This window comes from Candidatus Nitrohelix vancouverensis (assembly GCA_015698305.1).
In the GTDB taxonomy this organism is placed as follows: Bacteria; Nitrospinota; Nitrospinia; order Nitrospinales; family VA-1; genus Nitrohelix; species Nitrohelix vancouverensis.
In genome coordinates this window covers 2,754,621-2,780,490 of sequence record CP048620.1, presented here as the reverse complement: position 1 = coordinate 2,780,490, position 25,870 = coordinate 2,754,621, and the positions used below count along the sequence as shown (strand labels likewise).

Annotated in this window: 22 protein-coding genes; 12 read left to right on the top strand and 10 right to left on the bottom strand. The window is 50.6% G+C overall.

Annotated features, from left to right (window positions below):
- Positions 1–7: 7 nt before the first annotated feature.
- From G3M78_12825 to G3M78_12810, 4 genes are all read right to left on the bottom strand, one after another.
- Entirely contained in the window at positions 8–193 is a 186-nt protein-coding gene (locus tag G3M78_12825; GenBank protein ID QPJ66229.1) for a zinc ribbon domain-containing protein, read from the bottom strand.
- A gap of 68 nt (positions 194–261) precedes the next feature.
- Positions 262–978, bottom strand: a complete 717-nt coding sequence (gene cmoA, locus G3M78_12820; protein ID QPJ66228.1) for a carboxy-S-adenosyl-L-methionine synthase CmoA — start codon at positions 976–978, stop codon at positions 262–264.
- A 27-nt stretch (positions 979–1,005) separates the two neighbouring features.
- A complete protein-coding gene (locus G3M78_12815; GenBank protein ID QPJ66227.1) occupies positions 1,006–2,565 on the bottom strand; it encodes a 2-isopropylmalate synthase in 1,560 nt (519 codons plus the stop codon).
- Positions 2,566–2,640: 75 nt separating this feature from the next.
- Positions 2,641–3,288 carry a CBS domain-containing protein gene (locus G3M78_12810; protein QPJ66226.1) on the bottom strand — a complete coding sequence of 216 codons (648 nt, stop codon included), beginning with the start codon at positions 3,286–3,288 and terminating at the stop codon, positions 2,641–2,643.
- 467 nt (positions 3,289–3,755) lie between these two features.
- Between G3M78_12810 and gltB the strand changes: the two genes are divergently transcribed.
- The 7 genes from gltB to G3M78_12775 all read left to right on the top strand — a co-directional run bounded on the left by gltB (position 3,756) and on the right by G3M78_12775 (position 13,681).
- Positions 3,756–8,294, top strand: a complete 4,539-nt coding sequence (gene gltB, locus G3M78_12805; protein QPJ66225.1) for a glutamate synthase large subunit — start codon at positions 3,756–3,758, stop codon at positions 8,292–8,294.
- 106 nt (positions 8,295–8,400) lie between these two features.
- Positions 8,401–9,873 (top strand): glutamate synthase subunit beta, encoded by a 1,473-nt coding sequence (locus G3M78_12800; protein ID QPJ66224.1) that lies wholly within the window; start codon positions 8,401–8,403, stop codon positions 9,871–9,873.
- 106 nt (positions 9,874–9,979) lie between these two features.
- Positions 9,980–10,252 carry a hypothetical protein gene (locus tag G3M78_12795; protein ID QPJ66223.1) on the top strand — a complete coding sequence of 91 codons (273 nt, stop codon included), beginning with the start codon at positions 9,980–9,982 and terminating at the stop codon, positions 10,250–10,252.
- Positions 10,253–10,390: 138 nt separating this feature from the next.
- A complete protein-coding gene (locus tag G3M78_12790) occupies positions 10,391–10,702 on the top strand; it encodes a hypothetical protein (GenBank protein ID QPJ66222.1) in 312 nt (103 codons plus the stop codon).
- 117 nt (positions 10,703–10,819) lie between these two features.
- The gene (locus G3M78_12785; protein QPJ66221.1) at positions 10,820–11,914 is read left to right on the top strand and encodes a hypothetical protein; all 1,095 of its coding nucleotides are present in this window, start codon (positions 10,820–10,822) and stop codon (positions 11,912–11,914) included.
- An 18-nt stretch (positions 11,915–11,932) separates the two neighbouring features.
- Positions 11,933–12,859, top strand: a complete 927-nt coding sequence (locus tag G3M78_12780) for a zinc ABC transporter substrate-binding protein (GenBank protein ID QPJ66220.1) — start codon at positions 11,933–11,935, stop codon at positions 12,857–12,859.
- Positions 12,860–12,862: 3 nt separating this feature from the next.
- Positions 12,863–13,681, top strand: a complete 819-nt coding sequence (locus G3M78_12775; protein QPJ66219.1) for a metal ABC transporter permease — start codon at positions 12,863–12,865, stop codon at positions 13,679–13,681.
- A gap of 12 nt (positions 13,682–13,693) precedes the next feature.
- Here G3M78_12775 and dnaJ read toward each other — a convergent pair whose 3' ends face one another.
- The 3 genes from dnaJ to dnaK form a co-directional block, all read right to left on the bottom strand.
- A complete protein-coding gene (dnaJ, locus tag G3M78_12770; GenBank protein QPJ66218.1) occupies positions 13,694–14,776 on the bottom strand; it encodes a molecular chaperone DnaJ in 1,083 nt (360 codons plus the stop codon).
- Between the two features lie 55 nt (positions 14,777–14,831).
- On the bottom strand, positions 14,832–15,452 hold the full coding sequence (locus G3M78_12765; GenBank protein ID QPJ66217.1) for a nucleotide exchange factor GrpE: 621 nt from the start codon (positions 15,450–15,452) through the stop codon (positions 14,832–14,834).
- Positions 15,453–15,549: 97 nt separating this feature from the next.
- Entirely contained in the window at positions 15,550–17,460 is a 1,911-nt protein-coding gene (gene dnaK / locus G3M78_12760) for a molecular chaperone DnaK (protein ID QPJ66216.1), read from the bottom strand.
- Between the two features lie 228 nt (positions 17,461–17,688).
- On the opposite strand from dnaK, the gene G3M78_12755 reads away from it, so the two are divergent.
- Both G3M78_12755 and G3M78_12750 read left to right on the top strand, forming a co-directional pair.
- Positions 17,689–18,057 (top strand): PilZ domain-containing protein, encoded by a 369-nt coding sequence (locus tag G3M78_12755; GenBank protein QPJ66215.1) that lies wholly within the window; start codon positions 17,689–17,691, stop codon positions 18,055–18,057.
- Between the two features lie 219 nt (positions 18,058–18,276).
- Positions 18,277–19,506: a c-type cytochrome gene (locus tag G3M78_12750; GenBank protein ID QPJ66214.1), complete on the top strand. Its 1,230-nt coding sequence runs from the start codon at positions 18,277–18,279 to the stop codon at positions 19,504–19,506.
- A gap of 12 nt (positions 19,507–19,518) precedes the next feature.
- On the opposite strand, the gene G3M78_12745 is transcribed toward G3M78_12750, so the two are convergent.
- The 3 genes from G3M78_12745 to G3M78_12735 are packed head-to-tail and all read right to left on the bottom strand — an operon-like array spanning position 19,519 to position 23,037.
- Positions 19,519–21,417 (bottom strand): c-type cytochrome, encoded by a 1,899-nt coding sequence (locus G3M78_12745; GenBank protein ID QPJ66857.1) that lies wholly within the window; start codon positions 21,415–21,417, stop codon positions 19,519–19,521.
- Positions 21,418–21,429: 12 nt separating this feature from the next.
- The gene (locus G3M78_12740; protein ID QPJ66213.1) at positions 21,430–22,299 is read right to left on the bottom strand and encodes a hypothetical protein; all 870 of its coding nucleotides are present in this window, start codon (positions 22,297–22,299) and stop codon (positions 21,430–21,432) included.
- Positions 22,300–22,347: 48 nt separating this feature from the next.
- Positions 22,348–23,037 (bottom strand): hypothetical protein, encoded by a 690-nt coding sequence (locus tag G3M78_12735; protein ID QPJ66212.1) that lies wholly within the window; start codon positions 23,035–23,037, stop codon positions 22,348–22,350.
- A gap of 208 nt (positions 23,038–23,245) precedes the next feature.
- Here G3M78_12735 and G3M78_12730 point away from each other — a divergent pair, with 208 nt between their 5' ends.
- The 3 genes from G3M78_12730 (at position 23,246) to G3M78_12720 (ending at position 25,870) form a co-directional block, all read left to right on the top strand.
- The gene (locus G3M78_12730; protein ID QPJ66211.1) at positions 23,246–23,755 is read left to right on the top strand and encodes a redoxin family protein; all 510 of its coding nucleotides are present in this window, start codon (positions 23,246–23,248) and stop codon (positions 23,753–23,755) included.
- 95 nt (positions 23,756–23,850) lie between these two features.
- Complete coding sequence (locus tag G3M78_12725) at positions 23,851–24,681, top strand: hypothetical protein (GenBank protein ID QPJ66210.1); 831 nt, start codon at positions 23,851–23,853, stop codon at positions 24,679–24,681.
- A gap of 124 nt (positions 24,682–24,805) precedes the next feature.
- The gene (locus G3M78_12720) at positions 24,806–25,870 is read left to right on the top strand and encodes a hypothetical protein (GenBank protein QPJ66209.1); all 1,065 of its coding nucleotides are present in this window, start codon (positions 24,806–24,808) and stop codon (positions 25,868–25,870) included.

Sequence of the window (25,870 nt, the reverse complement as noted above, 5' to 3'; positions counted from 1 at the left end):
GGAGAGGTCAGTCTTGTTTCCAGACGTATCGGTTGATGCTTTCGCTGGTAAAGGAAGCGTTGGTCACGTTGCGAGAGACTTTGGCGGAACCGCAGTGGGAACAAGAAATTTTCTTCTTGTCCACCTCGGAAATTTTCATTTCGACTTCAAAATCTTTTTTGCATTTTTCGCAAGTGTAATCGTAATGGGGCATTCCAACGGCCTCCTCAATAAACAGGGTCGAATCATAAAAAAAACGCTTTTGAAAAGATACATTAGTTTCTATTTCAATGCAATGAGTCCGGTGAAATTATTCCACTTAAAAAAGACGTCGATTTGAGAGAATCCGGCTTTTTTCAACACGGCCAGATTTTCTGTGAGCGTCCAGGGGATGAGTACATTTTCCAGCGCATCCCGTTTGGCGGAAATTTCCAGTTCGGAATAACCGCGTCGGCGTTTGTATTCGTGATGCATGGCGATGAAATGAGCGTCCATTTCCGCCGTTTCGCCCTTGATTTTTTCGATGATGGCGAGACCTCCGCCGGGGAGCAGGCCGGTACAGATTTGGCTCAGGAGTTTGAGTCGCGTGTCGGGGGGAATGAATTGCAGGGTGTAGTTGAGAATCGCGACGCTGGCATTTTCGAGCGCAAAAGGCTGGCTGAGATCGGCCTCAATGAACTGGAATGACCTCGCCTGAGCGGACAGTTTTTTTTGGGCCCGTTCGATCATCGGGCGGGAATTATCCACGCCGATGAGTTCCACCGATGGCGGGAGCGCTCCGGTTTGCGAAAGCAGATCGAGCAGGGTTCCGGTGGAGCAACCGAGATCGTAAATGCGCGAATGCGGTTTTGCGAGCGCCCGGCACCATTCCGCGGTCATCGTCAGGCATTCCCGGTACAGGGGAACGCTCCGTTCGAGCATATCGTCAAAAACCCGGGCGACCGCCTCGTTGAATTGAAATTTCTCAGGGGTCGCCCGGGTGAACAGGTCGTCTTTCATGAATCTAGGGCGTGAATCGACATGGGCTCAAGGTCCTGGGAATTCTTCCCTCTGCGCCTGGCCCATCTGATCCTTGCGAATCAGTTTGTTGACCGCGTCGACGTAGGCCTCGGCGCTGGCTTCAATGGTGTTGACGCCCGCTCCCTTGCCCAGAGCCTTCTTGTCCTGATAAGAGGTTTGAACGGTGACTTCGCCGAGCGCGTCAGTGCCGCGCGTCTTGGACATCACCTGATAGTCCAGAAGTTTACAACTCAAACCGGTGATCTTGTCGACCGCGTTGCAGATCGCATCGACCGGGCCGTCGCCTTCCGCGTTAGCGGAATGAACCTCGCCGCTGAAATCAGACAGCGCCACCTGCGCTCTGGGCTTGCGCCCAGTCTCGGTATGCGTTTGCACGGAACTGACCTTCCAGTTGCGAATCGTTTCTTCAGTGAAAATCACTTTCTGCACGAGCGTCAGGATGTCTTCCTCGAACACTTCTTTTTTATCGTCAGCAAGAATCTTGAACTCATTGAAGACTTTGTCCAGCTCTTCCTTGGTCAACTCATATCCCATTTCCTTGATGCGGAATTGCAGGGCGTTGCGACCGGAGTGCTTGCCCATCACCAGCTCCGATTCTTCGACGCCGACTTCCTTGGGATTCATGATCTCAAAGGTGTCCTTGCGCTTGAGGAAACCGTGCTGATGCACGCCGGACTCGTGGGCGAAGGCGTTTTTGCCGACGATTGCTTTGTTGCGTTGCACGTAAAAGCCGGTGAAACTGCTGACCATTTTGGAACAGGTCATGATGTGTTGCGTGTCGATGTCCGTAGAAATTCCAAAAAAGTCCTTGCGCGTTTTCAGCGCCATCACCACTTCTTCCATGGAGGCGTTTCCGGCGCGTTCGCCGATGCCGTTGACGGTGCATTCCACCTGACGCGCGCCCGCCTGAATTGCGGCGAGGGAATTGGCGACGGCGAGGCCGAGGTCGTTGTGACAATGCACGCTTAAGACCGCTTTTTTGATGTTTGGAACTTTCTCCCTCAAATAGGTTATCAAGCGTCCAAACTCATCGGGGATGGCATAACCCACCGTGTCGGGAATATTGATCGTTGTTGCTCCGGCGTCGATGGCGGCTTCAACGACTTCCGCAAGAAACTCCGGTTCAGTGCGCGAGGCGTCCATGGGTGAAAATTCGAGATCGCTACAAAACTTGCCGGCAAAGGCCAAAGACTTTTGCGCCATCTCTATGATCTCGGCTTTGGCCTTGTGGACCATATGCACGCGATGCGATTTGGACGTGGACAGAAAAATGTGAATGCGAGGTTTCTCCGCCTTTTCAAGCGCGCGCGCCGCCGATTCGATGTCCTTCTCCAATGCCCTCGCCAGTCCGGCGATGGACGCGCCGCGGATTTCTTCGGCGATCTGTTTGACCGCTTCAAAATCTCCCGGCGATGCGATCGGGAAACCGGCTTCGATCACGTCGACTTTCAACAGGGCAAGTTGACGCGCGATTTCCATCTTCTCTTTTATATTCATGCTGGCGCCGGGGCATTGTTCCCCGTCGCGTAATGTCGTGTCAAAAATAATGATATTTTCTTTTGTCATGATAGACCTTCTATGTATGTAGTGTATTTGAAAATCTGTTAATCAGCGGGCGCTGGCGCGGCGGTGCGTCGTGCGTCAATCGATGGCGTCGAGTACTTTGAACCCGGCTTTCTCGATGTCGACGACGATTGGCTCCGTTTCGCACAAATCCACTCGAAAAAAACAGATTTGTTTTTTGTCGTCCTGAGGGAAAGGCTCGATTCCCGTAGCAATGATATTCAATCCATGGTCGTTTATGATCTTGGAGACCTTGTCGAGCGACTTCTGACTTTTATCCGTTAGAACGTCGATGCGCGAACTCCCATGCAGAATGCCCATCATGTCGATGAACAGTCCCAGCATATCGATGATGGAAATAATGCCTTCCAGTTTGTCGTCTTTAACTACAGGCAAGCCCCCGATTTTATTTCGATAGATGATCAGAGCCGCATCTTCGATATTTGTCTCGGGAGAAACCGTCAGCGGTTCCTTCGTCATGTAGTTTTTGACTTTCATTTTTGCCGGGTTCACCGGGACCTCTTCGTCGAGGTCTGTGGTCCGCCCGTCAAAAATAAATGCGCTACGAATATCACTTTCTGTGATAATACCTAGTAGCTTCCGTTTTTTAACAACAGGTAGATGACGAACCGATTTCTCGACCATTAGCTGTTGCGCTTGCAACAGGGTGTCGTTTTCGGATATCGTGATTAATTTTGTAGTCATCACTTCTTCAACAATCATCATCTACCTCCAGAATAAACGCGTAATCCATTGCCATCAGTCGCGCCCCTGTAGAGACGTGAACTTTTTTCAGCCAGAGTGATGCGGCTGTAAACGTTGATTGGGAATGGATTTATAAAAGGTGATGGCTTCTGAAAAGCCGAACATGTTATTGTAACCATTTGCCAAATGCGTTTCATTAACTTTTTGGCCTTTGCCTGAAGTTTTTTTGCGTCTGGGCGCCCGGCTTGTGTCAATCAGCTTTCATGAAAGCGTTTCAGGTGTGATTTGACAGCGCTATCGCTGAGTGTAGAATGTTGATTTTATGCGCGAATATGTGTATAAAATATACTCTTTTTTATAAGGCTTGAATTAAGTGTTTGATTTCAAGCCTTTATTTCTGAAGGTATAAAATTTGCTATTTAGCTTCAGTTCAGCTAAAGAAGTCTCATCTTTAGAATGATTTTAAACAATATCCAGGTTCAGTAACTATGTCATATCCAGTCAATCAGGGGCTTTACGATTCGAATTTTGAGCATGAGAACTGCGGTGTGGGCTTTGTTGTCCATATGAAGGGGAAGAAATCTCATGACATCGTCCTGCAGGGACTCGAATTACTCACTAAATTGGAACATCGTGGGGCTTGCGGCGCCGACCCGTTGACGGGAGACGGCGCGGGATTGCTGATTCAGTTGCCGCATCAGTTCTTTAAAATCAAATGTGAAGAGTTGGGCATCGACCTTCCTGAGGAGGGACGTTATGGCTCGGGTCTGGTCTTCGCGCGTCGCGATGCGCATACGGAAAAGCGCATGGCTCTTCTCGATCAGGTTGTTAAGGAAGAGGGGTTGATCCTTCTGGGCTGGCGCAAGCCTCCTGTCGACAACACAACGATCGGGCAAACGGCGCGTAATGTCGAGCCGGAAATCCGTCAGGTGTTTGTCGGCGCTCCGGACAACGTGAAATCTGGAATTGATTTTGAACGAAAATTATATGTGATTCGCAAACGGGTCGCCAATGCGGTTCGTCGCGAAGGTTTGAATATCGATAACGACAGTTTTTACATCGTCAGTTTGTCGAGCCGGACCTTCGTTTACAAGGGGCAGTTGATGGCTCCGCAGGTGAAAACTTATTTCCTTGATATCACCGATCCGAATCTGACTTCGGCGTTGGCGCTGGCGCATTCGCGTTACAGCACGAATACTTTTCCTTCATGGGGACGCGCCCAGCCTTTCCGCTTCATTGCGCATAATGGAGAAATCAATACGATTCGAGGCAATAAGAACTGGATGCGCGCGCGCGAATCGATGTTTGAGTCGCCGCATTTCAAGGAAATTGAAAAAATACTTCCGGTGATCGCGGAAGGCGGGAGCGACTCAGCGGATTTTGATCAGGGACTGGAATTGCTGGCCATGACGGGACGATCCTTACAACATTCCATCATGATGATGATTCCGGAACCCTGGAGCGGTCATGAAACGATGGATGCCGCGAAGCGGGATTTTTATGAATTTCATGCGTCGATGATGGAGCCCTGGGACGGGCCGGCTTCCATCGCTTTCACCAACGGCGACATGATCGGCGCAATTCTGGATCGAAACGGTTTGCGCCCGTCGCGTTATATTGTGACCAAGGATGACCTTGTGGTCATGGCGTCTGAAGTAGGTGTTTTGCCGATTGATGAGTCGACCATCATTCACAAAGGGCGACTCCAGCCGGGAAAAATGTTTCTGGTGGATATGAAACAGGGGCGCATCATCGCCGATGAGGAGATCAAAAAGGAAATCACGGGTAAAAACCCCTACGGTGAATGGCTGGCTGAAAATCAGGTCAATGTCGAGGATGTTCCCGGCGATGGCGTGAAATTGTCCGCCAATCTGGACGATCTTTTGCAACGTCAAACGGCGTTTGGTTACACGGCGGAGGATATCAAGATTGTTTTGAGTCCCATGGTGAGCAACGGTTCGGAGGCCACAGGGTCGATGGGTAACGACACGCCTTTGGCGGTGCTTTCGGAGCGACCTCAAATCCTGTTCAATTATTTCAAGCAATTGTTCGCTCAGGTGACCAATCCCGCGATCGATTCCATTCGCGAAGAGCTGGTCATGTCGATGGAGATCACCCTCGGCAAGGAAGAAAATCTTCTGACCGAGTCTGGCAAGCATTGCGGAAAACTGAAAATCAAGCACCCGATCATCACTCTGGAACAAATGGAGAAAATCCGTTCGCTGGAGATTCCATATATCAAATCGGTGGAATTGCCGATGTTGTTCAAGGCGAGCGAGGGCGAGGGCGGTCTGGAAAAAGGTCTGGAGCGTTTGTGCGAGAGCGCATCGCAGGCCATACGCGATGGCGCGACGGTTCTTATTCTAAGCGACCGCGGTATGGACAAGGAGAATGCTCCGATTCCTAGTTTGCTGGCGACGGCGGCGGTTCATCATCATTTGCTTCGAGAGCAGACGCGCACCCGGGTTGGAATCGTTGTCGAAACCGGCGAAGCGCGCGAGATGATGCATTTTGCTTTATTGATCGGTTACGGGGCGGGCGCGGTGTATCCTTATCTGGCTTATGAGACGGCGTTGGAAATCGCCCGACAAAAAATTTATGTGAAGAGCGTTTATCCGCAAACGGCGCTGGAAAATTTTATCCTCTCCACGCGCAAGGGTCTGTTCAAGATCATCGCGAAGATGGGAATCTCGACCATTCAGAGTTATCGCGGCGCGCAGATTTTTGAAGCTGTGGGTCTTGCCGACGAGGTGATTGCCAAATACTTTACCGGCACGGCCTCGCGAGTGAATGGCGCCGGACTGAATGTGATCGCGCGCGAGACTCTGGATCGGCATCAGCGGGCGTTTTATCCCGACTCGGGTAAAGCGGCTATGCTAGGAGCCGGCGGCAATTATTATTGGAGACGCGGCGAAGAGAAGCATATGTTGAATCCCAATGCGATCGCATTGTTGCAACACGCCACGCGCTCCAACGATTATGCGACCTTTAAAAAGTTTTCCAAACATTCCAATGAAGTGAGCGCGCGTCAGGCGACCTTACGCGGTTTAATGAAAATCAAAACCGGCAAAGCGATTCCCATTGAAGAGGTGGAGCCGGTTTCAGAGATCACCAAACGTTTTTGCACCGGCGCGATGTCGATCGGTTCGATCTCCCGCGAAGCGCATGAGACTCTGGCGATCGCCATGAATCGGCTTGGCGGCAAGAGCAATACGGGAGAGGGCGGCGAGGACCCGGTGCGCTTCAAACCTGATGCGAACGGCGATCTGCGCCGAAGTAAAATCAAACAGGTGGCGTCCGGTCGTTTTGGCGTCAGCAGTTATTATCTGGCAAACGCCGATGAATTGCAGATCAAGGTTGCGCAGGGCGCAAAGCCCGGCGAGGGCGGACAGTTGCCGGGGCACAAGGTGTCGGAGTATATTGCGAAGTTACGCAACTCCACGCCCGGCGTGTCGTTGATCTCGCCACCGCCGCACCATGACATTTATTCAATTGAAGATTTACAGCAGTTGATTTTTGATCTGCACAACGCCAACCCGAAAGCGGACGTCAGCGTGAAGCTGGTTTCCGAAGCGGGCGTCGGCACCATTGCCGCGGGAGTATCGAAGGCGCATGCCGAGGGCGTGCTCATCAGCGGACACGACGGCGGCACGGGCGCGTCTCCGCAGACTTCGATCAAACACGCGGGTCTGCCCTGGGAATTGGGGCTTTCGGAAACGCAACAGATTTTGATTTTGAACGATCTGCGCGGCAGAATTCGCGTGCAGGTCGACGGGCAATTGAAAACCGGACGCGACGTGGTCATCGGCGCCTTGCTGGGCGCGGATGAGTTTGGTTTTTCCACGACCGCTCTTGTTACGCTGGGCTGTATCCTGATGCGTAAATGTCACCTCAATACCTGCTCCGTGGGTATCGCGACTCAGGATCCGAAATTGCGCGAGAAATTCAATGGGGATGCGGAGTACGTCGTCAATTTTTTCAAGTTCATCGCACAGGAAGTGCGGGAGATCATGGCGGAAATGGGGGTTCGTAAATTTTCGGATTTGATCGGTCGCGTGGAATGGCTCGAAAGCGAGACGGCGGTTGAACATTGGAAAGCCTACGGCGTCGATGTTTCAAAAATTCTTCACAAACCCAAAGTCGCCGATAGCGTCGCCATTCGCAACGTGACGAAGCAGGATCTGAGCGGCGATCTGGACGGCGCGCTCGACCATCAATTGATTCGCGAATGCGAGAAAGCCATACAGACGAATCCGTCTGAAGTGCGCTTGAACTTGCCGATACGAAACACCAATCGCGCGGTTGGCGCGATGCTGAGTTATGAGATTTCGACGCGCATTGGCGAACAGGGCCTGCCTCCAAACACCATTGAAGTGAATTTCAAGGGATCGGCGGGGCAAAGTTTCGGAGCGTTTCTTGCGCCGGGCGTGACCTTTCATTTGTCGGGCGACGCGAACGATTATGTGGGCAAGGGATTGTCGGGCGGTAAAATCACTATCGCTCCGCCGCCGGAATCGCCCATCGTTCCCGAAGACAATATTCTGATTGGCAACGTGGTGCTTTATGGCGCAGTTGCGGGTTCGGCTTTTTTCCGAGGCGTTGCCGGGGAACGTTTCTGCGTACGCAACAGCGGCGCGCATGCGGTGGTGGAAGGCGTGGGCGATCACGGTTGCGAGTATATGACCGGAGGCGTCGCCGTGATCCTTGGAAAAACGGGGCGGAATTTTGCGGCGGGCATGAGCGGCGGAGCCGCTTATGTTCTGGACCGCGACAAGGACTTTGATATTCATTGCAATCAGGGAATGGTGGACCTGGTCCCTGTCGATGAAGACGAGGATGCGGCCTTGCTGAAATCCCTCATTGAAGATCATCTGCATTACACGGGCAGTAGCGTCGCCCATAAAATCCTTGATGACTGGGAGCGCGTATTGCCTCAATTCGTCAAGGTCTATCCGCGTGATTATCGCCGGGTGGTGGAAGAGAAAAAACGTAATATGAAAAAAGATATGTTGGAAGAGGTGGCTTAATGAAAGTGAAGATACTCAGGACTTCTCGTATGGAGAAGCTCTGTGCGTGGAATGCGCCGGACGCTCCTGACCTTGCTTGTCGTATTATTTTTGAAAGGGGTGACACATGGGCGCGATAAAAGGATTTTTGGAATTTCCCAGAGAAACGCCTCCGCATCGTGATGTTGCGGAGCGCCTGGTCGATCATCTGGAAGTGTACGAGCCATTTCCTGAGGACAAGTTTCGCCAGCAGGGAGCGCGTTGCATGGATTGCGGCGTTCCCTTTTGCCAGAGCGACAGCGGCTGTCCGCTGGGTAATATGATTCCTGACTGGAATGACATGGTGTATCGCGGGCAGTGGGAGGAAGCTGTTAACCTGCTTCTCAAGACGAATAATTTTCCTGAGTTCACGGGCCGTATTTGTCCGGCTCCCTGCGAAGGCGCTTGCGTATTGGGCATCACCGAGCCGCCGGTCACCATTTGCAAAATTGAGCAGAAAATTTCCGACAAAGGTTTCGAGGATGGATACATCCAGGCGCGTCCTCCTGAAAAACGAACGGGCAAGAAAGTGGCTGTGGTCGGCTCCGGTCCGGCGGGTCTGGCTTGCGCGGCTCAACTGAACAGCGTGGGCCACACGGTCACCGTATTGGAAAAGGACGACCGGGTGGGCGGTTTGTTGATGTATGGCATTCCCCATTTCAAACTGGAAAAAGAAATTGTAAAACGTCGCATCCGACTGATGGAAGAAGAAGGCGTTGTCTTCAAAACCGGCGTGCATGTCGGCGTCGATGTGAAGATGAGCGAACTGCGTAAGGACTACGATGCAGTGGTACTGTGCGGCGGCGCGCAAAAGCCGCGCGACTTGCCGGTGGAAGGACGCGATCTGGACGGCGTTCACTTCGCGATGGAATTTTTACCGCAACAGAATAAAAGAAACGAAGGCGACACGATTCCTGAAGACATCGCGATCACAGCGAAGGGCAAGAATGTATTGATTATCGGCGGCGGCGACACCGGTTCGGACTGTTTGGGAACCTCCTTGCGGCAGGGCGCAAAATCTGTGCATCAATTTGAACTGCTCCCACAACCGCCAGAGGAACGCGCTGAAAATAACCCATGGCCGCAATGGCCGCGTATTTTCAGGGTCACCTCTTCGCATGAAGAAGCGCAGGACAATATTACGGATTTTTGCGTGTCGACGAAAAAGTTCATTGGCGAAAACGGCAAATTAAAAAAAATACAGGCGGTGCGCATTCAGTTTGGCGCTCCCGATCCGAAGACGGGTCGCCCGGTCATGGAAGAAGTTCCCGGCTCTGAATTTGAGATGGATGTGGAACTGGTTCTTCTGGCAATGGGCTTTGTGCATCCTGTCCATGAAGGCATGATTCAGGAACTGGATGTCAAACTCGACGGACGCGGCAACGTTGAGGCGGATACGAATAAGATGACCAGCGTCAATGGAGTCTTTGTTGCGGGCGACATGTCGCGCGGACAATCCTTGGTGGTGTGGGCGATTGCAGAAGGCCGTGAGGCGGCGCGGGGAGTGGATTTGTTCCTGATGGGCAAGACGGATTTGCCGCACAGCGAGTTTTTGACCTGACCTCGCGTTAAAAAAAATAAATCCTTTTGAAGTCCGTCGCAATCTTAGAGTTTCCAGCGCCTGTTGTCAGGCGCTATCGATCTACCTGGAAACATATTCCTGATTTATGAAACGACTTTCAAAATTCGCCTCTCTGTTTTTGCTTGCCTGGCTCCTGGGTTACTCCAGTCTCGCGCCGGACATGCACAGCCACGACGACGGCGAACATCATTCGGATTGTTATTCCTGTTTGTGGAACCATTCGTTTCAGAGCATGGATGCCGAATCCCTGAGCCTTCGTAAAATTGAAGTCGTAGTTTCCAAAATTTCCTTTACATCTCACCGTTCGATATCGGCAAAACCCGCGTCAGCTCAGGGTCGCTCGCCGCCACTCCTCTAGTTTTTTTCCTCCATAGTTTTAAAATTTTCTGATCAGATTGAAGCGCGTATGAATTGCGCTTTTGTATCGATTTGCGCGCGCGCCTGTGTGGCGTCTGCCTGCGCATGGTTTTAATACTTCCTACTCATTGGTGATTCCATGTCTGCGCCTGCAATGGTTGCAAATGGTTCCAACATTTCACAGCGTTCGCCCTGGCGTGTCTGGCTTGCCTTGGTCGCTCTCCTTGTACTGCTTGCGGGCGAGGCGATCTGGCACAACCATGTCGAAGCGACCGACGACCCGGACTGCGTCGCCTGCATGTGGTCGCATACGTTCCACGCGGACAACGAGAGCAAGGCGGAGTTGGGTCCGGGTTTCATGACCTTCTACGCGCTCAACGCTGTCTTCCGCCCAGCCGATTTAATCCAACGCTTTTTCATCAGCAGTCGCGCCCCTCCGTTTTTCCTGTAACTCACAAAAGTCATAGACTCGCGCTTGCGGCGCGAAAAATTTATTAACTTTTTAGTTTAATGGGAGAACTGCGCCATGAAACAGTATCTTTTGGCTGTTTGTTGTTTGGGATTGGTTATGAATGGAAACGTTGCGCTTGCTGAAAATAATGGAAACGATATCATCCGCCAACTTGAAGAACGCATCGATCGTTTGGAGAGGCAAGAGAAGAAAGTAAAATCGGCATCTGGAGGGACGACGGTCACGGGGATTTCTCGTTCCTTCAACCCGGCGATCAGCGCCAATGTGTTGCTACGCGGAACCTATAACAGCGAGGGCAATGCGGATTCTTCGAAGGAAGTGAAGACGGGAATGAAGGTGGAGGAAATGGAACTTCGCTTTTCATCCTGGGTCGACACTTACCTGAAAGCGGATATGACTCTGGCCATTGAGGGAACCGAGAGCATTGAGATAGAAGAAACCAAAGCGGAGTTACTGCTGGACAATAACCTTTCGTTAACAGCGGGGAAGTTTTTCACCGCGTTTGGAAAACATAACCTGCTTCACACGCACGCCTTTCCATTCATCGACGCGCCACTGGCCAACGAAGAAATATTTGGCGAGGAGGGATTGAATGAAATCGGTCTGGGCGTGAATTATCTTCTGCCGACTTCATTTTTTTCGGAATTGACCTTTCAGTTTCTTGAAGGCGACAACGCTCAGTTTGCAGCAAAATTTAATGACGACTTTGCCTACCTCGGGCATAGCAAGAATCTGTGGGAGTTGAACGATGAAACCACGATGGAACTGGGAGCTTCTTATGCCTATGGCAAAAACAGCTTCAACTCGATAGATTATGACGAGACCTATCTTGCCGGAGGCGACCTGACCCTGAAGTGGTCTCCCGCAGGGCGTGAAACTTACCGAAGTCTGGTCTGGCAGACTGAGTTGATCACATCGACGCGAGAGCAGGTGAAAACGGGCGTGTACACGCTGGCTCAATATCAATTCGCCAAGCAGTGGTGGATTCAGGGACGCTACGATCATTATGAAGTCAAGGAAGACCTGGCGGAGAATAAGGATCGCTGGAGCGCCTTACTCGCCTTTGCTCCGAGCGAATTTTCCGCTTTGCGTTTGCAGTACAACCTTTTGAACCAGGCGACCGAGGATGAGCATCAGGTTTTTCTCCAATTGAACTACACCTTCGGCTCGCACCCGGCTCACAACTATTAAGAATGAGGAGACTCGATCATGAAACAACTTGCGTTTCTATTCATGCTCCTCATGGGAGCGGCGGGCGCCGGAGAAATTCCGGCTGTCAGCGCAAAAACATTAGAGGTAACGACCACGACGCCAGGTCTGGCGTCTATCGCTCGCTCTATTGGCGGCGATCGGGTGGAGGTGCAGAGTATTCTTAAAGGCTATCAGGACGCGCATTTCTTGAAGGCGAAGCCCAGTTATATGCTTCTGGTGAATCGATCCAATCTTTTGATCTATCAGGGATTTGAACTGGAGGCTTCCTGGTTGCCGTTATTGATTCAGGGCGCGCGTAACCCTCGGGTGTTGCCCGGCGCTTCCGGTATATTGAATGCGTCCCTGAATATTCGACCTTTGGAAACTCCGCTTGGCGAGGTGGATCGTTCGATGGGAGATGTGCATCCACAGGGCAACCCGCATTACTTGCTTGATCCGGTGAACGGTCTCCAGGTTGCAGAGAGTATTAAGAGTAAACTTGCGGAACTGGCCCCGGAACATGCGGAAGATTTTGAAAGCAATCTGAAAAATTTTCAAAGTCGCTTGAAACAAAAGATCGAAGGCTGGAATCTACTGATGGAACCGTATCGGAATCGTCGCGTTGCGACCTATCACAAAACCTTCACTTATTTTTTGAACCGTTTCGGGCTGGAGGTGGTCGGGTCGATTGAGCGAAAGCCCGGCGTGCCGCCTTCGGCAAAACACCTTGCGAGTCTGGCGGACAGCATGAAACGGACTCAGACGAATATCATCATACAGTCCAATTATTATGAAACGCGGTTCGCTGAGAAAGTGGCGTCTCTGACAAGCGCTCGAGTTTTGCCTTTGCCGGTGGACGTTGGCGGTGAAGAGGGTATAGAGGAATATATGGACTTGTTCGATGCGTTGGTGAATAAGCTGGTTCATGCCTTTGAGGAGGATTAGTCGGTGGAATCGTTACAGACAGCGATGTCTTTTTTAGCGGCTCCGGCGCTGGCCTGCATCGCTCTATCGACGACCTTCGCCTGGTTCGGACTGCATGTCCTCAAGCGAGAGATTTTGTTTGTAGATCTTTCACTGGCTCAGTTGGCGGCGCTGGGGGCGACCCTGGCGCTGGCGCTGGGTGCGGAACACGATTCGCTTGGCTCCACCTTAATCTCTCTGGCTCTGGTCGTGTTCGGAAGTTTTTTGTTCGCCTGGCTTCGCATGCACTCTCGCCAGGTGTCTCAAGAGGCTGTGATCGGCGTGATCTATGTCGTGGCGGCGTCGTTGAGCGTATTGCTTGCTGATGGCCTGCCGCATGGAGCCGAACATTTGCACAGTCTGCTGAACGGTTCGGTGCTCTGGATATCCTGGGCTGTGGCGGGACAGATTGCCGTTGTCGCCGGGTTGGTTTTGTCTCTGCATTGGAAATTCAGAGACAGGATCATGAGTCAAACGCAAAAAGGGCAGACCTCTTTGGAAGCGCCGTTGGCATTTTCGTGGTGGGATGTTTTCTTTTTTTCCAGCCTGGGAATCATGGTGGTCCTTGCGACGCCTGTTGCGGGCGTGTTTCTGGTTTTCGCTTTGCTCATCATTCCGGCGGTGTGCGCGACTTTGCTGACGAGCGGGCGGCAATATATGTTAGGAGCTTTGCTGGGGGCGGGCGCTTGCCTGTTTGGACTGGCGATGTCTTATGCGATGGACCTGCCCGCGGGCGGGTCCATCGTATGCGTGCTGGGTTTGTTATTCTTCGCCAGTCTGACTCTGAGTTTGAGTCGTCGCTGATTCAGCGACGACTCATTGCATGAGACGTTGAAAGAATCCCTTGAGCGTTTCCTTGACGGGACTGCCGTCGAGTTCGGCCAGTTCGTGCAATAACTCTTTTTGCCGCTTGTTGAGTTTTTTGGGAGTCTCCACGACCAACTGGATGATCTGATTGCCGCGTCCGTAGCCGCGTACATTGGGAATTCCCGCGCCTTCGATTCTATGAGTTTCTCCCGACTGGGTTCCCGCTGGGATGGAGATGACTTTGGTTTTGTCGTCGAGCGTGGGGACTTCTATTTCGGCGCCAAGCGCGGCCTGGGAAAAAGTGATGTTGAGGCGGCTGTAGATGTCCTGTCCATCGCGATGGAAAAATTCATGCGGTTTGGCGTGAATGAAGACGTAGAGGTCTCCCGGCGGCAGACCCTGCGGCCCTTGTTCGCCCTCGCCGCGCAAACGCAGGCGCGACCCCTCGTCGACGCCAGCCGGAATATTGACGGAAACTTTTTTGGAGACCATGACGCGACCTTCGCCTCGGCATGATTTGCAGGGATCGGAAATGGTCTGACCGTGTCCGTGACAATGCGGGCAGGGCGATGCCATTTGAAAAAATCCCTGGGTGCGCACCACCTGACCGGTGCCGCGACAGGTGTGGCAGACTTTCGGAGAGGTGCCGGGTTTGGCGCCGCTTCCGTTACAAGGTTTGCATTCGGCGTGTTTGTTGATGTCGACGTCTTTTTGACAACCGAAGGCCGCTTCCAGAAAGGTTACGGTGAGGTCGAGGCGAAGATCGTTGCCGGTCTGTTGTCTTCCGCCGCCGAAAAAATCTCCGAACACGTCGCCAAAGGCTGAGAAAATATCGTCGAATCCCTGAAAGCCGCTGAAGCCTTGGCCCTTCAATCCTTCATGGCCGTATTGATCGTAAATCTGTTTTTTCTTGGGGTCTTTCAGGACATCGTAGGCTTCCGAGGCTTCCTTGAACTTATCTTCCGCCTCGTGATCGCCGGGGTTTTTGTCCGGGTGAAATTGCAGGGCCAGTTTTCGATAGGCTTTTTTTAACTCTGATTCACTCGCGTTGCGTGATACTCCGAGCACTTGATAATAATCTCGTTTCGCCATCCCGGCTCCTTATGATTGATTTAGATCGCTAGCGGGTGTTTCCCTGCGTCGTTCGTTAGTCTTTTGCAACGGCGATTTTTACTCGCGCGGCTTTTATCAATTTGTCCTTGAACATGTACCCGGACTCGAGTTCTTCAAGAATGTCGTTATGCTTGTCCGCTTCCTCCGTGGGCTCGGTCAGGAAGGCTTCGTCTGTTTTGGGATTGAATTTTCGTCCCTGTGTGGAAATGACGGTCACCTGATTGTCTTCCAACTCTCGCGTGAACTGACGGACTACCATATCGATTCCGCTTTTCAAGGCGTCAAAATTTTCCTTGTCCGTGGCGGCTCCGTTGGCGCGTTTAAGATTATCGAGAATGGGGACGAGCCGTGAAAACAGGTTGGCTTTGAACTGGTCAAGTCGGGATTCGTTATCTTTCTGAAGACGACTTCTGAATTCGTCGTTCTCCAGATTTTTTTCTTTATAGGCGGCGATGTATTCTTTGAGTTTTTTATCTTTTTCTTCGGCGTCGTGTTTCAGCTTTTCGACAAATGAAGGAAAACGCTCGTCGAGATCGGAAGCCTGAGTCGCCGCTTCTCCATCTGCGTCGTCTTCGAGCAGAGCGCTGCGTCGATCAATGATCGTGATTTTGGGTTTTTCCTGATTTTGTTCTTCTGATGTTTCTTTTTTTTTCATGAGGTCAGTCAATTTCCAAATGGAGAGTGAACCGCGTTAAGTAATACGCCGCCCTACCGAGAAAACTCGGTAGGGCGGCGTGGGTATCAAACGGTCATTACTTTTCTTTGCTTACGTCTTCAAACTCGGCGTCGACAACATCGTCGTCCGTTTTAGCTTGCTCGGAACCTTCGGAGGAGCCGCCTTCCGCGTCGCCCTGGTCTCCGCCCGGTTGCGCCTGGGCGTAGATGGCTTGGGCGAGTTTGTGAGCGACTTCGTTCAGTTTCTCGCTTTGCTCCTTGAGAACGTCCGCTTCGCCTTCGAGGTGCTTTCTAGCTTCTTCGATAGCGGCTTCCGCTTCTTTCACGTCGTCTTCAGGCAGTTTGTCCTTATTGTCCCGAATGGTTTTCTCCGTGCTGTAGATGGTGGAGTCCAGTTGGTTTTTAAGGTCAATTTTTTCGCGACGTAATTTATCCGCTTCGGCGTTCACTTCTGCGTCTTTCACCATATTTTCGATATCCGCATCGGAGAGTCCGGTGGAATCGGTGATGGTGATTTTCTGCTCTTTGTTGGTTCCCTTGTCTTTCGCGGAAACGTTGATGATGCCGTTTGCGTCGATGTCAAAGGTCACTTCGATCTGCGGCATGCCGCGCGGCGCCGGTGGAATTCCGTCTAAAAGGAATTTACCAAGCGAGCGGTTGTCTTTCGCCATTTCTCGTTCGCCTTGAAGGACGTTGATGTCCACGCTGGGTTGATTGTCCGCCGCCGTCGAAAAGGTTTCGCTCTTTCGAGTCGGGATGGTGGTGTTGCGCTCAATCAACTTGGTGGTGATGCCGCCCAGGGTTTCGATGCCCAGAGACAAGGGAGTGACGTCCAGAAGCAGGATGTCTTTCACGTCGCCAGACAGAACGCCCGCTTGAACGGCCGCGCCGAGAGCAACGACTTCGTCCGGGTTCACGCCGCGATGCGGTTCTTTGCCGAATAATTTCTTAACAGTTTCCTGAGCCAGAGGAACGCGAGTGGAACCGCCGACCAGAACAGCTTCGTCGATTTTTTCAGCGGTCAGGCCAGCGTCTTTCATCGCCTGTTTACAGGGCGTGATGGATTTTTCGATCAAATCGGAAATCATTGATTCGAATTTGGCGCGGCTGAGTTTCACGTTGAGATGTTTCGGGCCGCTGGCGTCCGCCGTGATGAAGGGCAGGTTGATATCCGTTTCATTCGTGGTGGACAACTCGATTTTTGCTTTTTCCGCCGCTTCTTTCAAACGTTGCAGAGCCATGTTGTCTTTCGACAGGTCGATGCCCTGGTCTTTTTTGAATTCGTCGGTCAGCCATGCGATGACTTTCTGGTCGAGATTGTCGCCGCCCAGATGCGTGTCGCCGTTGGTGGCTTTAACTTCAACGACATTGTCGCCGACTTCGAGAATGGAGATATCGAAGGTTCCGCCGCCGAAATCGTAAACCGCGATGGTGTGGTCTTTCTTTTTATCGAGACCGTAAGCCAAAGCCGATGCGGTCGGCTCGTTGATGATTCGTTTGACTTCCAGACCGGCAATTTTGCCTGCATCTTTGGTCGCCTGACGTTGCGCGTCGTTGAAATAAGCCGGAACGGTGATAACCGCTTCGGTGACAGATTCGCCCAAATAGGCTTCGGCGGATTTTTTCAGCTTTTGCAGAATCATTGCGGAAATCTCCGGCGGCGAATACTGTTTTCCGCCAACATCGATTTTCACCTCACCTTTACCGCCCTGAACCACTTTGTAGGGAACCATTTTCTGTTCTTCAGACACTTCGGAAAGCGAGCGACCCATGAATCGTTTTACGGAAAAAATGGTGTTTTCAGGATTGGCGATCGCCTGGCGTTTTGCAACTTGCCCGACCAGAATTTCGCCATCCTTGGTGAATGCAACCACGGAAGGGGTGGTGCGGCTACCTTCCTCGTTCAGGATGACTTTGGGTTCATTACCCTCCATCACGGCGACAACCGAATTGGTTGTACCCAAGTCAATGCCTACTATTTTACCCATGAGTTGTTTCCTTTCTTTGCGTCAATTTATAATTATCCGGTAAATTATTGGAATGAATCCTCTTTAATCATTTCCTTAAATAAGATTCAGACTCGGGGCTGTCAAGCTGTCGATAATTTATTTTTCCCTTTCCTTTGTCCTGTGAAGGGGGTATTTTTAATAGTAGATTACGGTATGAAATTGTTCCGTTTTTGATGGATTCTTTGTACTTAAATTGAGGGGTAACAAATGGAAGGTCGAGAGTTCACCCGCGTTCCGATCCATGTTGAAGTTCAACTCGAATGCGAGGCCGGATCGATCAAGTCGACGCAGACTAAAGACTTGAGTATGAAAGGCGTTCTGGTTGAAAGCGATCAGCAATGGCCCTTGCATCAGGAGTGCGATGTTTCTTTGGTTTTGCACGGGGCTGAACCTATTTATGTGAAGTTTCGAGGAAGGGTAGAGCGAATTCTTGATTCGGGCATGGCGATAGAGTTTTTTGAGATGGGTTTGGAAAGCTATGAGCATTTACAGCAATTGTTGCGCTATAACGCTCAAAACAGCGATCAGATTGACAAGGAAATCAACCAACATGTGGGGTTAAAGAAAAAGGATTGACCGACCCGGTTTTCTATTAAAATTCGGTCTTTAGACGATCCCTGGTTTCTATTTCCGATTTCAGCGCTTCATTCCCCCCTTGGAAAGTCTTTTCAGGTATTCTTTGACGCCCGTCAAAGACGCCCCCGCAAAATTCATTGAAGGCGTTCTCTGCTTGCTATAATATTGTTATGTTTCCTTAGAGTTAATATTTTTCCCACATTGTATTCTGAATAAACCATGTCGCTAAAGACTTTTGCGCGCATTCTGATCGTGGCGTTTCTTTTTGCTCCTCAAAGCATTTGGGCAAAATCCCAGGATGAATGGTTGGCGCAGGGAAAGACAGTTTATAAAGCGTATTGTTCTCATTGTCATGGCGTCTCTGGCGCCGGCGATGGCTATAATTCCGAGTTTCTGGATAAAGACCCCGCAGAGTTATCCGATACCGTATTCCTTGCAAAGCGAAGTAACGATCGGCTTTATCGAGCTATCAAGCATGGCGGTCTGGATGTTAAAAAATCTTTCCTCATGCCGTCTTTTGGCAAAACCCTGTCCGATGAGGAAATCTGGTCGCTGGTCATTTGGATTCGCCACAATGCGGCGGACGATTCGCACCCGGTGGAGGCTCCTGCCCATGCAGATTCTAAACGTCCGGTCGGAATTGCAGTCGAACCTGCGGATATCGAATTTTTCCTACGCTGGTTTGAGGCTCAGGGTAAAAAGATGGAATGGCGTCAATTGGGAGAGAAACTTTTCTGGAGTAAAAAAAGTTGCCTCGCTTGTCACAAGATTGGCGAAGAGGGGGGGCAGGTGGGACCGGACCTTTCTCGAGCGTCATTGAATTACCGGCCTGAATGGATGTATGCCTGGATTAAGAATCCACAAAAGTTCCAGCCGCACACCAAGATGCCAAATGTGGGACTGGATGACAAGCAGGCTTGGGCTATTGTGAGTTATCTCAGCAATCTGGATATTGAGGTTGAAGGGATTTCCGATGAATGGAGTTCTTTTCTGAGCCTGGAAGGGGATGCGGAACGAGGCAAAAAACTGTTTTTTGACGCGGAAGGCAAGGCCAATTGCTCGAAATGCCATGCGGTGAAGGGAGTCGGTGGGAGTGTGGGACCGGATTTGAGCTATACCGGGTCCAGTCGAACTCCGCTGTTCCTGCTGGAATCGATTCTCGATCCCAAGGCAGTCATCACGGCAGGCTATTATTCCCTGATGGTGCTGACCAAGGACCGGAAGTTCATCACCGGTATTCGAAAAAATGAGGATGCTTCGGGAATTGAACTGGTAGATAAAGATGGAAACTTGGTCTACATAAGCCGCGATCAGATTAAAAAATTCAAGAAACAGAAAATATCAATGATGCCGGGGAATTTTAAAGATATTTTATCGCCTCAGGAAATTGCCGATTGCCTGGCTTTCCTCAAAACCCTCACAGCAAAAAACGTTACTTTCACTCGCTAGCTTTACTTGAAATTATTTGAGCAACATCGTTCCCCAGGAAGATACCGCCTTGCGGCTTCCCGTTTCTCCCGCCGATCCATTCCAAACGTTGAACGCGATGGGAATGGTTTTCCCCGTTAAGAATTGAATATCGGTATCTAGATCTCCAGTCATCATTTTTCGTTTGACGACGAGGTGGTATCGACCGTACGCGAACCTAGCTTTTGACTCGAGCGCCTGACTGGATTCTGCCTGCTGGCTCCATTGCGACAATCCTTTCGCGTTAAATTCGGTCGCTTTTAAAGGATGGCTTGTCCATTTCCACAGATTGACAGATCGCTCTGCATCGCCGTTGAGAAAATAAGGCCAGGGTCCCTTTTCAGGCAACCGGGAGGGAAACTGGATCGCAATCGCATCGGGAAATTCCTGAGCCATGAATTCTTTTTTCTGTTGTACCGGTTCGTTGACTTGCAGTTCCGGCGGCAGGGGAGGCGGTGGAGATTCCTGAACGCTTCCATAGCTGGCGAGGATGGGGTCGTGGTGCGGGTCGTCCCATTGCAGATAGAATGCGATATCCTCTCCATTGTGCAGGGCTTTCACTGAAACGGATTCAGTGAATGGGTAATAGGCTTTTTCAGAAACCATGATCTGACCTCCCACCGGGAAAAAATAGGATTCCGTTTTCTTCCAGAGTTCGTCTTCAGGATCAAGAGGGACGCTCCCTTTGATGCGTTGGACTTTGAGCGTGAGATTGGTTTCAGGTCGAATGGCGGGGGACAGGGTCTCGACGTAATTGACAATATCCCAGATTTGTTCGTCATTGAAAATGCGATCTGAGAATCGCGGCATGGCGGTTCCCGACAGTCCGGTGCGGATGGTTTTAAAAATATCCGTGCGCGATGATCCGCGGCGAAAGGTCCAGGACTGGCTCAAATTTCTTGGCCATAATGCGTTGGTCTCAAGATCGACGATTTTATAGGTGGAGGCGCCGTCGCCTCGACCTTTGATTCCGTGACAGGCGGAACAGTTTTTGATGAACAAATCCTTGCCTCGCTCGACGCTTGCGAGTGTGAACGGGGCGGGTTGGGGGATGTCTATAATTTCATGCGTCTTGTTCTTTTTAACGAACTTTTCAAATTTGGAGCTCAGAGTCTTTACAAAGAGAACCAGACTTTTTCGATCATTCACGGACAGGTGCGACCATGGCGGCATGGTGGTGTGGTTCATGCCTCGAGTGATGGCATCGAACAAATCTTCATCCGTGGGGATTTTGCCAAAAGCGGTGCTCCTCAGCTTGATATGGCCTTTGGTGAGTTTTTGAGGCTTGGGGCTGGATACGTCGGCAGAAATGCCATCGCCGTCGCCTTCAGAGCCATGACAGAAAACGCAGTGTTTGGCGTAAAGCGCCTTGCCTTGTTCAAGGGAAACTTCTTGAGGGGCGGACGGTGTATCGAGTCGATCCATCACCCTGTTGCGAATGAAATGAATGACGTTCCATATTTCTTCTTCAGACAGCTGGTTCTCCCAGGCGGGCATGACGGAAGACCAGGGCTTGAATTTTTCAGGGAGACCCATCCCGCCTTTTGCGATCCTCCAGAACAAATAGGAATCTGGCTGTGTTATGGGGGAGTTTTCATGGATGAAACTCACCGGAGGCGGAAAAAAACGGTCGGCAAAAACCCCCTGCCCATCGAGTAAATCGCCGTGGCATAACAGGCAATGCTGGAAATAAACGGTCGCCCCTTTTTCCAGGTTTTCAGGGTCTGCAGGCAGAGGGTTGACAGTTTTGTTCAGTGGGATGGTTTTTCCATTGAACTGGATCGATTCCGGCATGTCCTTGGAGGAAGGGAGTTCGCTTGCGCATACAACGCTCTGCGCAAGCAAACATGCCGTAACCGAGAATAAAAAAATACTAGCAATGCGCTGTATCATAAGACCGATCAATCATTTTCCTGTTAGATGTTTATCCGCTTCCATGGCTTTAGCGGTGCCTGGCAGGATTGCGTCTTTCTTGATTCTTCCGGAAATGATCGTTTCATAATGCGGGCGAATGACTTCGTTGCCGTCAAATTCAAAGTTGATATTCTGCACTGAATTTTCCGTAACTTTGATTGTCTGATAGCGTTTCTTCATCAGATAATGCCAGGCCACCACGCTGTATTCGCCCGGTGGGATGTCGCTGATCTTGAAGGTTCCATCCGTTCCGGTGATTTTGTAGTAGGGGTTTTGTACTCTGTATCCCCATGTTTGCATGAATTCATGCATGCCGCAGATCATTTGAAATATCTTGTAATCTTTCTGGAAGGTTACTTTGCCGTCTGAAATTTCCTCTGGAGGAATCGGCAGGTTTTGAATGATTTTGCCGCGCTCCTTTTGATACACCTGACTGTTGTGCATCACGGCGTCCTGATTATCTACCTTGAAGACTTCGTTCTGACGGACGGCGTTCACGTCGGGCGTGAATTTACAATTTTCTGAGAGAATGGAAATGGGCTCTTTATTGAATGGTTTGCCTGCGTCGACCTTTTCCAATGCCACGACCACGTCTTTGAGGCCGCCGTTGGAGTCCCGGATGAAATCATACAACACCCGGTTCATTTCCTGGTCGGTATCGACTTCCGCGCACATATCGATGTTGGGAAACAGAACCAGATGATAAACGCGCGGGCCGGGAATAGAACCGATAAGTTCGACTTTTCCTTCAATGGTCCCGCCATTGGAGACCTCTATTTCCTGATAAGCTCCCGCCATTGCAGGCGTCAGCAGAGCGATAAGGGTAGCGATGAATAAACATTTGAATTTTACTTGGATCATTACTTTAAGCTCCATCCAGAAGTTCTACACAAGGTTGAAACTAGCCTCTCAATCGTGCTCTGATTCTTGAGGCGTTAAATGAGAAAAATCGAAATCAATCGTTTGAGATGCATCTGAAACCGTAATTTTTTTGGATATATTTCCAAGAGTCTCATGCCAGGCTGTAATTGTATACTTTCCCGACGGGAGGTTGGGAATTTTATAAGCGCCCTTATCTTCCGTTACTGCGTGAAACCCATTAGGAGCCACAACGACCCAGGCCGACATCCAAGCATGTAAATCGCATTCTACCTTAATGATCTCGGGTTCTTCAAGCTCATGAATGTATTCATTCTGTTGCGGGGTGAGCATGATATTGATCGGATCGTTGTCGAAAGAATAAGTGTGGATGTTGTGATTGATGGGGTCTTCGGAAGTGATTTTCAATTCTGAATCTTTGTTGATAACAACTACATGCGGTTCATAGCGGCAGTCTTTTTGATTGATGGTGACGGGGGCGCTTTTGCCCTTCAGCTTGTCGCCTTCAATCGTGACAACGACATTTTTGAGACCTTTGCCATCCAAAATCAGGCTGTCGTTCGGGACATGTTCTCCGCAGGCTTTCTTATATTTTCCGGTCGAAAAAGGTTTTGGAGTCTGTAGCTTTCCTGAGTAAATCGCCGTGCCTTGCAGGCTACCGGCCAGCGTAGAAACTGGAAAACAGAGAAGAGTGAGTCCGATTGTCAGAAATTGGCGCATGTTCAAAGGCTTCCCTAAATGAAAAAAATTAAACCATTTTCACAGGTTTGTCGTCATGTTTAAACTCAAAATAGCATACTTGAAATTAATTAAAAAGGCCTGAAAATATTTTAGAAGTGGACTTGTTTTTTTCTCAAAAAAAAATAAAAAAGTAGCTTGGAATTTATGATACTCTTGTCATATGACCTATTTTATAAGGTTTTATTCCATGAAATCAAAAATCAGTCGTATTTTTGCAATCGCAGTTCTTGGCTGTCTCTTTGCCTTTTCAGGCTCTGGTTTGGCGTTGGCAAAGTCTCCCGTTCCGGGGGATTCAGCGCCCAATTTTTCTCTGACCTCTGTTGATGGGAAGGCGGTTTCATTGTCTCAGTTTCAGGGGAAGGTTGTTTTAGTGGGCATGTTTCATATTTGCGTGCCCTGTCTGAAACAGGCGATGGAATTCAATAAGGTCCGCTCCGCATTGCCGGGCGATGAGCTTGTCATTCTGGGGATCAATACAAGCGGAGATTCGAAACCCGCTGTGTTGGATTATCTGAAAGGTTTTCCGGAAACGCCAAAATTCCCTTATCTGCTCGATCCTGAACAGTCGGTGCATCATGCATATATTCAGGTCGACATGCCGACGGTATTGATCATTGGGCGGGATGGTAAGCTTCAGGCGAGAAGCTCGTGGGTAGGAGCCGATCAACTGATAGCCTACCTGAAAAAGAATATGTAGGTTTTTAAGCGGTATCCCTCACTACTCGCGAAGCGCGTCGTCCTTCTGGCTTGTTCGCGACCTGCGCTTCGCGATCAACCTATCCATGGAGAACAATGAACAGGTTTGGTTACAGTCTCATTCTCCTTGTCCCCGCGCTGTACCTTGTTTTCGCTGTTGAATTTTCCGGCGCTCAGTCTGTTGAGGTCATGGTCAAGAATCCCAAAACCATGTCCTCGTCCTCCGGGAGAACGGAAGTCCCTTATATGGTGCAACTGAATTCGTACCGCAACCGGAAGAACGCCGAAAAGTTCATCACCACCATCAAGAATAAAGGTTACACTCCTTCTCTGGTCGTGACCGGAGTGAACAAGCCCTGGTTCCGGGTGCGTTTGGGGCCTTACCCTACACGCGAGGAAGCGGTGCGTATTTCGAAGGAACTCAAGCTCCAATTTGGCGTGTCTCCAATGGTATTCCGCGCCAAGGAAGAAACGCTAAGGGTGGAAAAAGTTTCTCCAGCCCCGCCCGCTGAACCTGAACCGAGTGTTGAGGAAGTTGTAGGCGAAACGCTTGCTGATGAAGAATCTGCGATTGTTGAAGGCGACGGACTTGAAAACGTATTTTCGCAGTTCCTGTTTTGGGTGAAGGCCTGGCAGTCAAATGATGCGGCATCTTATTTGTCATTTTATTCCAAGTCGTATCAGGGGGATGAAGGGAGCAGGGCGCGATGGATGAAGGAAAGAAAAAAGGCTCTCTCAAAAGGCAAGAATATTGTCATCGAAGTCAGCGATGTTCATCTCGAGGCAATTGGAAATCGTATTCAAATGACCTTCATACAAAATTATCGTTCCAATGCTTTTGCGGATAAAGGAAAGAAGACTCTGGAATGGGTTAGGGAAGATGATGCCTGGAAAATCATTGGAGAATTGTGGACGCCACTTTCTTGACCGAATCGAACTGCCAGCGTCGCTTTTTCATTCTATTTTATTTTTGCTGTCACACTTCAGGCGTTCACGCTTCGTCTATCCCTCGTTTTGCCTGATTTTTTTATCATTCTTTCCCTCCCTCTCTTTGGCTCTGGATGCTTCTCTGGAAGGCCGCTTCAAGTTGGGAACCCAGGCGTTTTTCTCTTCCCCCGCATATCATAAAGATTTTGATTACGAGGCGCAGTTGCGTCTGGGAATCATTGGCAAGGCCTGGAGCGGCGAATCCGGCCGTGTCGATTATGTCTTGTCGGCAGATGCGACGCAGGCGGACGGCCCCGCGGTTCAGTCGAATATTCGCAAGGAAACGGATATCGATTTCTTTCGCGCCTGGTTGCGATGGGATGGCGGGCGCTACAAGATTCGCGGAGGCCGACAGAAAATTCTTTTCGGACCGGGACGGATCTTTCGCCCGCTCGGTTTTTTTGACACGCGCGACGTGACCGGGGTGGTCCCAGAAACGCGCGGCGTGGACGGCTTGCGTTCCACTTATTTTTTTGAAAACGATTCCTTCGCGCAGGGCTGGCTGGTTCCCGGAAAAATCAATGACCGCGTGATCGCCGGTTTGCGCTGGGAGGGTTTGTGGCAAGGCCTGGAGTTGGGGGCGGTGGCGCAGTATCATCCTGAAACCGATTTGACCGGCTTGCCGCAGTTTGCGACTGAGATGGTTCAACTGGGTTATCACTTCAAAGGCGAGTATGAGATTGGCTACTGGTCTGAAGGGCGTGTTGATATTGAGCAAACCCAACCGGGCCAACCTGCGCGTTTCGACGGCGTGGCGGGAGTGGATTACACTTTCAATGTGGGCGAGGGCTTGCATGTGCTAGCCGAATATTTTCTCAGCGCTGAAGAGAAGGGCTTCCCGGATGAGCGGACGGATCGAACGGTTCAGCAGATTGGCGTTTCGCTGGATCAACCGATTGGCATCGACAAGACCTGGCAGATATTTTTTATTTACGATATGACAGACGCTACGTTTCAGGCGGTTCCTCAGTTGGAGATTTCACTCGTGGAAGACCTCTATCTGTACCTGCATGGGCGCTGGGGTGGTAAAGCGGAGGCGGGTCCCAAGAAGGGTCGGCTGTTTCGTAAGACCGGTCTCTTCAATGGAACGGAATCATTAATAGGACTGGCTCTGGTGGGGTATTTCTGA